The sequence below is a fragment of the Plantactinospora sp. KLBMP9567 genome (assembly GCF_033446045.1).
In the GTDB taxonomy this organism is placed as follows: Bacteria; Actinomycetota; Actinomycetes; order Mycobacteriales; family Micromonosporaceae; genus Plantactinospora.
Window position 1 is genome coordinate 90538 of sequence record NZ_JAWQRR010000041.1, and the last position, 12178, is coordinate 102715.

The following is a 12178-nucleotide window of genomic DNA, read 5'->3' on the forward strand; positions in this document are numbered from 1 at the left end:
CCGTCGCCGGATGAACCCGGGACGGGCCGGGCCGGCGCCGTACCGCGCGCCGTCGTCCCTCCCGGAGCCCGCCGTACCGGCGCCGTTAACCTGGACGGCGATGCTCGTTACCGTCACCGACACCCCACCCGTGCCGCCGCCCGGTCCGGCGGCCCCGGACGGCCGGCGCCGCCGGTTCGTCGCCATGTCCGTCTGGGCGGTGGCCTTCGTCGCCGCCTGGCTGCTGATCGGCCTGCCCACCGACCCGCTGTACGCCTTCGCCTGGCTCTGGGCCGCCACCATTGCCTGGCGTAGTGACCGGCCCTGGCGGACGCACCTGGGATTCGCCCGGGACTGGCTGCCGGTGGTGGTGCTGCTGGCCGCGTACAACCTCTCCCGGGGGTTCGCGGACAACGGGGCGACACCGCACGCCTACGAGCTGATCGTCACCGACCGGTGGATGTTCGGCTGGGCGATGGACGGCCAGGTGCCGACGGTCTGGCTGCAACAGCACCTCTACGACCCGGACGGCATCCACTGGTGGGACGTCGGGGTGAGCTGGGTCTACTTCTCGCACTTCGTGGTCACCCTGGCCGCGGCGGTGGTGCTCTGGCTGACCTCGCGACCCCGCTGGGCGGCGTTCATGCGGCGCTGGGGCTTCCTCTGTGCCAGCGGCCTGGTGACCTACTTCCTCTACCCGGCCGCGCCGCCCTGGTGGGCCGCGCAGTACGGGATGCTGGAGGAGGTCGCCCGGATCTCCACCCGGGGTTGGCGGGAGTTCGGCATGCACGGCGCCGGCAACCTGCTCAACGCCGGTCAGATCGCCTCCAACCCGGTCGCCGCGATGCCGTCGCTGCACACCGCCTGGGCGCTCTTCGTGGTGGTCTTCTTCCTCGGCGCGACCCGGCGACGCTGGTGGCCGCTGCTGCTCTGCTATCCGCTGGCGATGACCTTCACCCTGGTCTACGCGGGCGAGCACTACGTGATCGACGTCCTGGTCGGCTGGGCGTACGTCGGCCTGACCTTCCTGGTCGTCGGGCTCGCCGAGCGCTGGTGGGCGGCGCGCAGGGCCCGCCGCCGGCCGGTCGAGCCGGAAACGGCCGGGGCGGCGACCTCCGAGGCCGGAACCGGGCCGGCCGGGGAGCCCGGGCCGGACGTCGACAGCGCCCCGAAGGCCAGGACAGGTGCCGGGGCCGGTACCGACAGCTGGCCGGAGTCGGGGCCGGCGCCGGAGCGGACGGTCAGCGCGGGTCGCTGACCCGGGCGGCCCGGGCCCGGACGGTCAGTTCCGCCGCCAGCGCCCACGCCTCGTACAGGTCCCGGTCCCGGGCTGCCGCGCCGGGCCCGCCGGCCGTGTCCGCGTAGACGGTGGCCAGTCGCAGCCGGCGCTGGAGTGGACCCTGCACCACCCGTACGCTCTGGATCCGGGCGTACGGCACGACGAGGAGTTCCCGGGTCAGCAGCCCGGAGCGGACCGCGAAGACCCGGGCGGAGAGTCCGGCGCCGAGCGCGGTACGGGCCAGCGGGTGCACCCAGCGGGCCCGGGCCGGCGGCGGGGTGAGGGTGCCGGTGATCGCCACCCCGGGCAGGATCTCCGACATGATCATCTGTGCCGTGCTCAGGTCACCGACCGGCAGCAGTCGGTCCGGGTGGCTCCGGTTGTCCAGTTCACCGCTGGCGATCCCGGCGACCGACAGCCGCATCCGCAGCCACCCCTTCATCCGCCAGAGCAGCGGCCAGGTGACCCCGATCGCCTGGAGCCGGTCCAGCGGTACGGTCTGGGCCCGGGTCTCCAGCAGGCCGTGCCGGACCCGCAGCGCGGCGTCGTCGCGGGCCAGCCGGAAACTCCAGTCGTCCAGTACCCGCCGGATCGGCTGGAGCACCACCCCGGCCATCGCGGTGAGGGTGCTGGCGACCGCGATGAACGACCAGGAGCCCTCGGTGAAGAACTGGGTCAGCACGAAGGCGAGGCCGAACGGCAACAGGAACGCCTGCGGGGTGAGGAGCTGGCTGACCAGCAGGTCGCGGTTGGAGACCGCGTGCAGGTGCCGTCCGGCCGGTGGCTCGGCGGTGCCGACCAGCCCCGGAAGGCCGGGCACGCCGGGTTGACCCGGCCACGGCGCACCGGGCTGCCCGGGCGGTACCGTGCCGGGGCCGGCGGCCTCGCCGGGCGCTCCGGTCGGGCCGGACGGCGCCCGGCCGGCGAGCACCAGCAGGCGTTCCCGCAGTGCCACCGCGTCGGCCACCGTGACGTACGCCAGCGGCGCCTCCGTCTTGCCGCCGCCGACCACCTCCAGTCGCAGCTCGGCCAGGCCGCTGAGCTGGGCCAGCAGCGGCCGGACCACCTCCACGGACTGCAACCGCTCCAGCGGGATCGCCCGGGTACGCCGCCACAGCAGCCCCTCGTGGATCCGCAGCTCCCGCCCGACGATGTGGTAGCCGGTGTTGTACCAACTGACCACCGAGAGCGCGAGCGCGCCGATCAGCAGTACCGCCACCAGTAGGGCGAAGAAGCCGAGGCCGACCCGGGACAGGGTCGACCAGGAGAGCGCGGCGACGATCACCACCAGTGACTTCGCCCCTTGCAGCAGTGGACTCAGCGGGTGCAGCCGCTTGCGGGGTTCGGCGACCTCCTCGGGCGTCACAGGCCCTCCGCCCGGTCCTCGCCGAGAGCGGTGAGCCGGTCGCGCAGCCGGGACGCCTCGGCCGGACGCAGGCCGGGCACCCGGGCGTCGCTCGCGGCGGCGGCGGTGTGCAGTTGCACGGTGGCCAGGTCGAAGGCTCGCTCCAGCGGCCCGGCGGTGACGTCGACGAACTGCATCCGGGCGTACGGCACGATCGACAGCCGCCGGACCAGCAGGCCGTGTCGGACCAGCAGGTCGTGGTCGCGCTCGGCGTACCCCCAGGCCCGGACGGCCCGGACGATCACCGCCAGCCGCCAGCCGGTCAGCACGACCACCGCGCCGAGCGCGAGGCCGAAGAACCAGTGACCGGTGAGCGCGAGGCCGACTCCGGCGCCGGCGGCGAGGGCCAGCATGCCGATCCCGAGCCGCAGTGCCTCCACCTTGATCAGGTCGGTGGAGACCGGCTGCCAGTGCACGGTCTCCGGCCACGGCTCCAGCGGGTCGGTCGGCCCGGCTGTGGGCCGTCCGGCCGCCGGCCCACCGGTCGACGCTGCGCCGTGCTCGCTTCGGTCGTCCTCGCCGTGCTCGCTTCGGTCCGCGCTGCCGTGCTCGCTTCGGTCGCCGCCTCGCTCGCTCACGTGTCGAGCGTAGGCGATCCCTCGGCCGGTGTTACCTCGCGAAGGAACCCGCGCGCGCCGAGGAAGTCGCCGAGCGAGCGCCGGTGCTCGGCACAGGCGAGCCAGGTCTTGCGCCGCTGCGCGGTGTGCAGCCGGGGATTGTTCCAGTGCAACGCCCAGACGGCCACTGCCCGGCAGCCCCGGGCCGAGCAGATCCGGGGCGGGTTGTCTGCCGGCGGAGAGCCACCGCTCGCGGCTGCGGACCCGTCACTCACGGCGGCGAGTCTACGGCGCTGGAGGAGGGCCCGGAGGAAAGAGATCGCCGGGCGGCCACGGGGGGAGCCGCCCGGCGATTCGCTGCATCGTACACAGAGAAAACCCCTCTATGTCTACCCACCATCGACCGTTTTCCGGATTGCGCGCCTCGGCGAGACGCAAATGCGCGGGATGAAACCGCAAATCCGGTTCTCCCTTCGCGGTCTCTCAGCTCGACGTGCGACGCTTGGGGGCGTCGGCTCGCGCCGACCCCTGATTTCCTGACCCCGCTGTGGAGGACCGGTGGCCCAGCCGACGACGCCCGACATCCCGACCCCGCCCGACGTCGGCGGTGCCGTCCCCACTGTGGGCAGCACCCCGGCCGAGGACGCCACCCTGCTGGAGCGAGCCCTCTTCGAGGTCAAGCGGGTCATCGTCGGGCAGGACCGGATGGTGGAACGGATGTTCGTCGCCCTGCTGGCCCGCGGGCACTGCCTGCTCGAAGGGGTGCCGGGGGTGGCCAAGACGCTCGCGGTGGAGACCCTGGCCCGGGTGGTCGGCGGTACGTTCGCCCGGGTCCAGTTCACCCCGGACCTGGTACCTGCGGACATCGTCGGCACCCGGATCTACCGGCAGTCGAGCGAGAAGTTCGACGTCGAGCTCGGGCCGGTCTTCGTGAATTTCCTGCTCGCCGACGAGATCAACCGGGCACCGGCCAAGGTGCAGTCGGCGCTGCTCGAGGTGATGTCCGAGCAGCAGGTGTCGATCGGCGGGCAGACCCACCGGGTGCCCAACCCGTTCCTGGTGATGGCCACCCAGAACCCGATCGAGCAGGAGGGCGTCTATCCGCTGCCCGAGGCGCAGCGGGACCGCTTCCTAATGAAGATCATCGTCGGCTATCCCACCGACGCCGAGGAGCGCGAGATCGTCTACCGGATGGGGGTCAGCGCCCCCGAGCCGGCGTCGGTCTTCACCCCGCTCGAACTCGTCGGGCTGCAACAGAAGGCCGACAAGGTCTTCGTGCACAACGCCCTGGTCGACTACGCCGTACGCCTGGTGCTGGCCACCCGCGCACCGGCCGAGCACGGGATGCCGGACGTGGCGCAGCTCATCCAGTACGGCGCCAGCCCGCGCGCCTCGCTCGGCATCGTCCGGGCCACCCGGGCGCTCGCCCTGATGCGCGGCCGGGACTACGCGCTGCCGCAGGACGTCCAGGACATCGCCCCGGACATCCTCCGGCACCGGCTGGTGCTCAGCTACGACGCGCTGGCCGACAACATCCCCGCCGACCACGTCGTCGACCGGGTGATGTCCACCATCCCGCTCCCCTCGGTCGCGCCCCGGCAGAACGCCACCCCCGCCCCGCCGAACGGTTCCGGACCCGCCCTCGGGCCCGCGTCCGGGATACCGGCGGCCGGCCCGGCGTGGCCGGGACGCCCGCCGGCATGATGTCGGCGACCGACAGCAGTCCGGCCCGGGCCGACGCCGTACTCTCCCGGCTGCAGTTGCTGGTCACCCGCAAACTCGACGGGCTGCTCCAGGGCGACTACCTCGGCCTGCTGCCGGGGCCCGGCACCGAGGCGGGGGAGTCCCGGGAATACCGCCCCGGCGACGACGTACGCCGGATGGACTGGCCGGTGACGGCCCGGACGACCGTGCCGCACGTCCGGCGTACGGTGGTCGACCGGGAACTGGAGACCTGGCTGGCGGTGGACCTGTCGGCCAGCCTCGACTTCGGCACCGGCCGCTGGCTCAAGCGGGAACTCGTGATCGCGGCGGCGGCGGCGATCACCCACCTGACCGTGCGGGGTGGCAACCGGATCGGCGCGGTGATCGGCACCGGCCCGCCCCGGGACGGCCGGACCGGATCCCCGTCCACGCCACCGGGGGTGCTGCGGCTGCCGGCCCGGCCGGGCCGCAAGGAGGCGCAGGGACTGCTCCGGACCATCGCCGGCACGCCGACCCGGCCGGGGCGTACCGACCTCGGTCTGCTGGTGGACGCGCTCAACCGTCCGCCCCGGCGGCGCGGGATGGCCGTGGTGATCTCCGACTTTCTGGCCCCGCCGGAGCAGTGGGGACGCCCGGTACGCAAGCTCGGGGTCCGGCACGAGGTGCTCGCCGTCGAGGTGGTCGACCCGCGCGAACTGGAGCTGCCGGACGTCGGGGTGCTGCCCGTCGTCGACCCCGAGACCGGTGAGCTGCACGAGGTGCAGACCGCCGACCCACGGTTGCGGCGCCGCTACGCCGCCGCGGCGGCCGCCCAGCGCGCCGCCATCGCCCATCAGCTGCGGGCCGCCGGGGCGGCGCACCTGCGGCTGCGTACCGACTCCGACTGGCTGCTGGACATGGTGCGCTTCGTCGCAGCGCAGCGGCACGCCCGTACCCGGGGGACGACACGATGATCCGTTTTCTGCAACCGTGGTGGCTGCTGGCCGTGCTACCCGTGCTGCTGCTCGCCGGGGCGTACGTCTGGCGGCAACTGCACCGCCGCACGTACGCGATGCGGTTCACCAACGTCGAGCTGCTGCGCACCCTCGCGCCGAAGGGAATCGGCTGGCGCCGGCACGCCGCGGCCGGAGTGATGCTACTCAGCCTGCTGATCCTGGCCACCGGGATGGCCCGGCCGGCGGTCGACACCAAGGAGCCGCTGGAGCGGGCCACCATCATGCTGGCGATCGACGTGTCGCTGTCGATGGAGGCCGACGACGTGGAGCCGAACCGGCTGGAGGCGGCCCAGGAGGCGGCGAAGCAGTTTGTCGCGGAGCTGCCGCCGACCTACAACCTCGGGCTCGTCGCCTTCGCCAAGTCGGCCAACGTGCTGGTGCCGCCGGGCAAGGACCGCCCGGCGGTGACCCAGGCCATCGACGGCCTGGTACTGGCCGAGGCGACCGCGACCGGCGAGGCCGTCTTCACCTGCCTGGAGGCGATCCGGTCGGTGCCGGCGGACGGCGCCCAGGGCATTCCACCGGCGCGGATCGTGCTGCTCTCGGACGGCTACCGCACCTCGGGGCGTTCGATCGAGGAGGCCGGTGCGGCGGCGCAGGCGGCGAACGTGCCGGTCTCGACCATCGCGTTCGGCACCGACTCCGGCCAGGTCGACATCGGTGGCCAGGTGCAGCGGGTGCCGGTCGACCGGCTGGCCCTGGCCGAACTCGCCGAGACGACGCAGGGCTTCTTCTACGAGGCGGCCTCGGTCAACGAGCTGAAGCAGGTCTACCAGGACATGGGCAGCTCGATCGGGTTCCGGACCGAGGCCCGGGAGATCACCCAGTGGTACGCCGGGATCGCGCTGCTCTTCGCGCTCTGTGCGGCAGGGCTGAGCCTGCTCTGGACGTCCCGCCTGGTCTGACGAACGGGCGCCGACCGGGGCGGGGACAGGTGTGCGGCCGTACCCGGTCGGTGCCGGTCACCGGCCCGGCCGGGTACCTGCGGACGAACCACTGCCGCTCGGACGAGTCGGTGTGGCGGGGTCGACGGTCGGCCCTGGGGTGGCGGTCGTCACGGGGTCGCGCGGACCAGGATGAAGACCAGCACGACCCAGGCGGCGGCGAGGGTGAAGCCCAGCGGGGCGACGTAACGCTGCATGATTCTGCTCTCCGGGTGGCGACTGGAGACGTCCCGGGCCGGCGCAGGGCGGGGCGGGGTGTCTCGGGGATCAGTGGACGCGCACACGAAGTCGTGACCGGGCGGCTCCACACACCTCGGCTCGGCGACAGCCATCGGATTCGCACAGCCGGGACGGCACGCCGGCAGATGCCGGAGTGGTCCGGGGATGCGGTGTGGAGCGGAACTGGGTCAGCCGGCGGGATATGTCACGGCTCAGGCGGACTGACCAAGGACCCGGCCACGACTGGGAGGATCGCTATTTCGCACAGCGATCACCTCCACCTGTCGACCGGACCTGGAACGTGAGTCATCGTACACCCGGAGAGCCGGGTGGCCGCAGTCGGCCATCCGGGTCCCCGGGTGTCGACTCTCCGACCGCTGTCGGGCGCGGAACAGGCTCCGTTCGTCACTGAACCCTTTCAACCTCCCCTTGCGGTCCGGCGTGGCCGGAGGCGGAGGTCGGGGCGCATGCACCAGGCGCTTCAGGTTGAAGAGGGTTCACTGTCCGTGCCGGTCCGAGGCGTCCGGAAGCCTCCCGGACGCCGGCCCTTGGCGTGGCGGTGCCGCCGCCGCCGACGGTCGCCGCCGGCCCGTCCGACCAGCACGGACAGGACCAGGACCAGCAGCGGCAGCCAGGCCAGCCGGGCGGCCACCCAGCCGGGCCCGTCCGGCACCGTGTGCAGTCCGGGTACCGGACCGGTGCCGGCCAGCCGGGCCGCGAGCGTGGCCAGCGCGGTCACCCCGAGCAGGGTGCTCTGGTGCCACAGGTAGACGCTGATCGCCACGGTGTTCAGCCGGCTCACCGGGGCCCACCGGCCCGGCCGGGCCAGCGCGCCGGCCAGCGCCGGCCGGACCAGCAGCGCCGCGCCGACCTGGGCCAGCGCCAGGCTGACCGCGAACAGTGACGGCGGGTCCAGGTTCGACATGCCGTCCCCGGGCACCCCGACGGCGCTGAGCGGATAGCCCGCCCCGCCCAGCCCGGCCATTCCGGCGGCACCGGCCAGCAACAGTCCGACGGCGGTCCGCCGGCCGCCGAGCCGGCCGTCGGCGAGGGCCATCCCGAGCAGGTACGGCAGCAGCCAGCCGGCCAGGACCGCGACCGGTACCCGCCACACCCCGTCCCCGGGCAGCGGCACCGGCCAGCCCGACGGATCGCCGCTCCGCCCGGCCAGGTCGCTCAGCGTGACCAGCGCCACGGCCGGTACGGCCAGCCGGACCGGCCCGTACCGGTCCAGCGCCCGGGCCAGCGGGGCGGTCGACGCGATCAGCACCACCAGCGGCAGCAGGAACCACAGTGGACTGACCACCAGCGTGGCGGCGGTACGCAGGGTGCCTGCCGGAGTGCCGAGCAGGGCGGCCACGGCCAGCACCGCCAGCCAGCCGCCGAGCAGTAGCAGCACCGGCCGGCCCAGCCGACCGAGCCGCCGGCGCAGCCACCGTGCCGGGCCGAGGCCCCGGGCGGCGGCCGAGCGGAGCGACCGGGCCGAGGCGTACCCGCTGACGAAGAAGAAGAGCCCGAGCGTCTGGAACAGCCAGGTCACCGGGACCAGCGCCGGCATCGCGGCCAGCGGACTGGCCGGGCGCAGCGCGCCGTCCGGGCCGAGTACCAGGGCGGTGACCAGCCAGTGCCCGAACACCACCCCGCCGATCGCGTACGCCCGCAGCCCGTCGACGCCCCGGTCCCGGCCACCACCGTCCGATCCGGCCCGGGAGGGCGGGTGCGGGGCCGCGCCGTCGGTCGGTCGCCGTTCGAGGAGGCTCATCGGGAGGTCACCGCCGCCCGGGCAGCAGTCCCGGCCGCCCCGGTGGCCGTGCCGGCGGCACCGAGCGTGACCAGGGCCGCCGCGTGCAGCGTCGCGGTGCCCGGCACCAGGTAGCCGTCGTGGCCGGTCACCCGCTCCACCGGCAGCGGCCTGGCCCCGAACTCCGGACTGGCCGGCCGGACGCCGTGCCCGAAGCCGAACACCCGCACCGGGGGCAGCCGGCGGATCCAGTCGTCCGGCGCCTCGGCCGCCCAGACCTGGGCCCCGGTGCCCAGATCGGCGGCCCGGTCCACGCCCATCCCGACCCCGGCCAGCGTCACCAGGTCGGTCACCTGCGGCGGCACCTCCGGTGCGGCCAGCCCGACCACCAGCGCGCCGTAGCTGTGTCCGACCAGCGTCACCGTCGCGTCGGGGCGGTGCCGGGCCAGCGTCCGGGTCAGCTCGACCAGGGCGTCCGCCCCGGCCCGTGCGTGCTCCGAGCGGGCCGCCGCCCGGCCCAGCCCGTTCGGCGGGTCGTAGCCGAGCCAGGCCAGCACGGCCACCCGGGCACCGGGCCGGGTGGCGCGGATCTCGTCGTACAGGGCGCGGGCCTGGGCGGCCGGAGCACGCCGACGTATCCCGCCCAGGCCACGGTCGAAGTCCCGCAGCGTGCTGTCCACCCCCGGCACCAGTACCGCGATCCGGTCGGCGGTGCCGAGGTCGCCGAGCACCTCCACGGCCAGCCCGTCACCGTGCGGATCGAACGCCAGGAACGAGCGGCCGGCGGCCACCCAGCCGGCGTACGGCGTACCGGCCGTCCGCATCGCCGCCGCCACCGCCGGGTACGCCTCGACGAACCCGGCCCGCGCCACCGCCACCTCGCTCGCCCCGGCCGGCGGCGGCACCATCAGCCCCAGCGCGAGCAGCCCGGCCACCGCTCCCCGTACCGCCGGTCGCCACACCATCCCGATCTCCCTCCGATCGCCTCCGGAGCAGAGAATGCGTGGTCGGCATGGGGTGCCGCGTCACGCCACGGGACGGCTTCCGGCGGGCTACCCGGGGACTACCGCAGGGCTACCGGAGGACGACCCGACCGGTGCGGGCCGCCCGCCGCCGGGAGGTGTAGCACGCCGGCTCGGCGGACCGGGGTACTAGTCGCCGGCGGTGACCAGCCCGGACTCGTACGCGACGACGACCGCCTGGGCCCGGTCGCGCAGGTCGAGCTTGCTCAGGATCCGCCCGACGTGGGTCTTCACGGTCTGTTCGGCGACCACCAGATCGGCGGCGATCTCGCCGTTGGAGCGGCCCCGGGCGATCAGCCGGAGCACCTCGGTCTCCCGGGGGGTGAGCCCGGCCAGGCTGACCGGGCGGGGCCGGTCCCGGCCGGGCCGGGCGGCGAACTCGGCGATCAGCCGGCGGGTCACCGCCGGGGCGAGCAGCGCGTCCCCGGCCGCGACCACCCGGACCGCCTGCACCAGGTCGGCGGCCGGGGCGTCCTTGAGCAGGAAGCCGCTGGCGCCGGCCCGCAGCGCCTCGTAGACGTAGTCGTCGAGGTCGAACGTGGTCAGGATGAGCACCCGGGGCCGGTCCGCCTCCGGCCGGTCGCCGAGGAGCTGCCGGGTCGCGGCCAGGCCGTCCAGCACGGGCATCCGGACGTCCATCAACACCACGTCCGGGTCGAGCCGCCGGGCCGCGGTGACCGCCTCGGCGCCGTTCGCCGCGTCCCCGACCACCAGCAGGTCGGGCTGGGCCGCCAGCAGCGCCCCGAACCCCTGCCGGACCATCGCCTGGTCGTCGGCGATCAGCACCCGGATCATCGGGCCGTACCTCCGTCGTGCTCGGCGCCGGCCGTCCGCACCGGACCGCTGTCAACCGTCCCCTGCGGTCCGTCGCGGCTGGGGGTGGCAGTCGGGGCGCGCACCTCGCGCGGTTCAGGTTGGCGAAGGTTCACCGTTCGGTCGGCTCCGGGTCGTAGGGCAGGTGCGCGGTGACCGCGTACCCCTGGTCGTCGGTCGGGCCGGCCCGCAGCCGGCCGCCGAGCAGCCGGACCCGCTCCCGCATCCCGGTCAGTCCGTGCCCGGCGGGGCCGGCGGCGTCTCCCGGGCGGCCGGCGCCGGGACCGGCCGGGTCGTTCCGGACGCCGACGGTCAGCGCCCGGTCGTCCGCGTCCACCGACACCCGGACGGCGGTCCCGGGCGCGTGCCGGGCCGCGTTGGCGAGGGCCTCCTGGATGATCCGGTACGCGGCCAGCCCGACCGCCTCCGGCACCGCCCGGCGCTGCTCCGGCTCCGGTCCGGTGGTGACCGTCACCGCCATGCCGGCCCGGCGGGCCGCGTCGACCAGCTCCGGTACGTCGGCCAGCCCCGGCTGCGGCGCGGTCTCCGGTGCCGCCGACTCGCTGCGGAGTACGCCGAGCAGCCGGCGCATGTCGACCAGCGCCTCCCGGGCCGAGCCGGCGATCGCGGTGAACTCGGCCCGGGCCGGCTCGGGCAGCCCGGTCAGCCGGTACGGCGCGGTCTCCGCCTGCACCGCGATCATCGACATGTGGTGCGCGACCACGTCGTGCATCTCCCGGGCGATCCGGGTCCGTTCCTCCAGCACCGCCCGGCGGGCCTGCTCCAGCTCGCTGCGTTCGGCCTGCTCGGCCAGGGCCCGCTGGCTCTGCCGGCGTCGCCGCACCTGGTCGCCGACGATCAGGATCGCCAGAAAGAGGACGGCGACCCCGTGCGCGTTCGCCTGGGTCGGCACGAACAGGTACGCCGGCAGCACGCTGAGCAGCCCCGCCCAGGCGGCGATCCCCAGGCTGGTCCGGGCGGCCAGCACCAGCAGGACGATTAGGAAGGCGATGATCTGCACCGGGCTCCACGGCCAGGACTCGCCGGGCAGCGCGTCGATCACACCGAGGTAGAGCATCGGGTAGCCGAACCGCCAGGCGAACAGCGGGCGGACCGGTGCCAGCACCGCCGGCAGGGTCCCGCCGACAGCGAGCGGGATGGCCACCCATTCCGGCAGCCCCCGGGTGTCGGTCAGGTACTGGATGCCGGCGATGGTGATGCCGACCAGGGCGAAGACCAGCACCGGCGCCAGGAACGGCCGGGCACGCTGCCACCACCGCCGCCACCTGCCGGGCGGGCCGAGCGGCGGGGACAGCGGAAAGTCCGCCCCGACCAGCAGCCGGCGCAGGTCCTCCCGGCCGACGCGCAGGACCGCAGCGGTGCCGTTCTCCATCAGGGGCAGGGTACGGGTGCCGGAGCCGGACCGTCGTCACCCCGTGGCACGATTCCGCCGGTAGTACCCGGGTAGCACCCCACCCGGGTTACGGATTACCTGCCGGTAGCGCCTAGTCTCCAACCCG

General features: G+C 74.5%; 12 protein-coding genes. 4 read left to right on the forward strand and 8 right to left on the reverse strand.

Going from position 1 to position 12178, the window contains the following annotated elements:
- Positions 1-100 precede the first annotated feature (100 nt).
- The gene (locus R6Y94_RS30700; protein ID WP_318399341.1) at positions 101-1237 is read left to right on the forward strand and encodes a phosphatase PAP2 family protein; all 1137 of its coding nucleotides are present in this window, start codon (positions 101-103) and stop codon (positions 1235-1237) included.
- On the opposite strand, the gene R6Y94_RS30705 is transcribed toward R6Y94_RS30700, so the two are convergent.
- The 3 genes from R6Y94_RS30705 to R6Y94_RS30715 all read right to left on the reverse strand — a co-directional run bounded on the left by R6Y94_RS30705 (position 1221) and on the right by R6Y94_RS30715 (position 3495).
- Entirely contained in the window at positions 1221-2624 is a 1404-nt protein-coding gene (locus R6Y94_RS30705; RefSeq protein ID WP_318399342.1) for a PH domain-containing protein, read from the reverse strand. The two genes, R6Y94_RS30700 and R6Y94_RS30705, sit on opposite strands and share 17 nt — an antisense overlap.
- Positions 2621-3100, reverse strand: a complete 480-nt coding sequence (locus R6Y94_RS30710; RefSeq protein WP_318399444.1) for a PH domain-containing protein — start codon at positions 3098-3100, stop codon at positions 2621-2623. The genes R6Y94_RS30705 and R6Y94_RS30710 overlap by 4 nt, the downstream gene beginning before the upstream one ends.
- Positions 3101-3237: 137 nt before the next feature.
- A complete protein-coding gene (locus tag R6Y94_RS30715) occupies positions 3238-3495 on the reverse strand; it encodes a hypothetical protein (RefSeq protein WP_318399343.1) in 258 nt (85 codons plus the stop codon).
- 283 nt (positions 3496-3778) lie between these two features.
- On the opposite strand from R6Y94_RS30715, the gene R6Y94_RS30720 reads away from it, so the two are divergent.
- Genes R6Y94_RS30720 through R6Y94_RS30730 form a run of 3 tightly spaced genes read left to right on the forward strand, consistent with a single transcriptional unit; the run spans position 3779 to position 6824 of the window.
- A complete protein-coding gene (locus tag R6Y94_RS30720; protein ID WP_412102924.1) occupies positions 3779-4924 on the forward strand; it encodes an AAA family ATPase in 1146 nt (381 codons plus the stop codon).
- Positions 4921-5877 (forward strand): DUF58 domain-containing protein, encoded by a 957-nt coding sequence (locus tag R6Y94_RS30725; RefSeq protein WP_318399344.1) that lies wholly within the window; start codon positions 4921-4923, stop codon positions 5875-5877. The genes R6Y94_RS30720 and R6Y94_RS30725 overlap by 4 nt, the downstream gene beginning before the upstream one ends.
- Positions 5874-6824 carry a VWA domain-containing protein gene (locus R6Y94_RS30730; RefSeq protein ID WP_318399345.1) on the forward strand — a complete coding sequence of 317 codons (951 nt, stop codon included), beginning with the start codon at positions 5874-5876 and terminating at the stop codon, positions 6822-6824. The genes R6Y94_RS30725 and R6Y94_RS30730 overlap by 4 nt, the downstream gene beginning before the upstream one ends.
- Before the next feature lie 149 nt (positions 6825-6973).
- On the opposite strand, the gene R6Y94_RS30735 is transcribed toward R6Y94_RS30730, so the two are convergent.
- From R6Y94_RS30735 to R6Y94_RS30755, 5 genes are all read right to left on the reverse strand, one after another.
- The gene (locus R6Y94_RS30735) at positions 6974-7195 is read right to left on the reverse strand and encodes a hypothetical protein (protein ID WP_318399346.1); all 222 of its coding nucleotides are present in this window, start codon (positions 7193-7195) and stop codon (positions 6974-6976) included.
- Positions 7196-7563: 368 nt separating this feature from the next.
- Positions 7564-8844 (reverse strand): acyltransferase, encoded by a 1281-nt coding sequence (locus R6Y94_RS30740; RefSeq protein ID WP_318399347.1) that lies wholly within the window; start codon positions 8842-8844, stop codon positions 7564-7566.
- On the reverse strand, positions 8841-9788 hold the full coding sequence (locus R6Y94_RS30745; protein WP_318399348.1) for an alpha/beta hydrolase: 948 nt from the start codon (positions 9786-9788) through the stop codon (positions 8841-8843). The genes R6Y94_RS30740 and R6Y94_RS30745 overlap by 4 nt, the downstream gene beginning before the upstream one ends.
- 186 nt (positions 9789-9974) lie before the next feature.
- Positions 9975-10640 (reverse strand): response regulator transcription factor, encoded by a 666-nt coding sequence (locus R6Y94_RS30750; RefSeq protein WP_318399349.1) that lies wholly within the window; start codon positions 10638-10640, stop codon positions 9975-9977.
- A 130-nt stretch (positions 10641-10770) separates the two neighbouring features.
- Positions 10771-12051, reverse strand: coding sequence for a sensor histidine kinase (locus R6Y94_RS30755; RefSeq protein ID WP_318399350.1), 1281 nt, complete (start codon positions 12049-12051; stop codon positions 10771-10773).
- Between the last annotated feature and the right edge of the window lie 127 nt (positions 12052-12178).

Coding starts and splice junctions, on each gene's coding strand:
- R6Y94_RS30745 (WP_318399348.1), bottom strand. CDS start 9,788: ATGGTGTGGCGACCGGCGGTACGGGGAGCGGTGGCCGGGCTGCTCGCG.
- R6Y94_RS30725 (WP_318399344.1), top strand. CDS start 4,921: ATGATGTCGGCGACCGACAGCAGTCCGGCCCGGGCCGACGCCGTACTC.
- R6Y94_RS30755 (WP_318399350.1), bottom strand. CDS start 12,051: ATGGAGAACGGCACCGCTGCGGTCCTGCGCGTCGGCCGGGAGGACCTG.
- R6Y94_RS30735 (WP_318399346.1), bottom strand. CDS start 7,195: ATGGCTGTCGCCGAGCCGAGGTGTGTGGAGCCGCCCGGTCACGACTTC.
- R6Y94_RS30750 (WP_318399349.1), bottom strand. CDS start 10,640: ATGATCCGGGTGCTGATCGCCGACGACCAGGCGATGGTCCGGCAGGGG.
- R6Y94_RS30700 (WP_318399341.1), top strand. CDS start 101: ATGCTCGTTACCGTCACCGACACCCCACCCGTGCCGCCGCCCGGTCCG.
- R6Y94_RS30730 (WP_318399345.1), top strand. CDS start 5,874: ATGATCCGTTTTCTGCAACCGTGGTGGCTGCTGGCCGTGCTACCCGTG.
- R6Y94_RS30740 (WP_318399347.1), bottom strand. CDS start 8,844: ATGAGCCTCCTCGAACGGCGACCGACCGACGGCGCGGCCCCGCACCCG.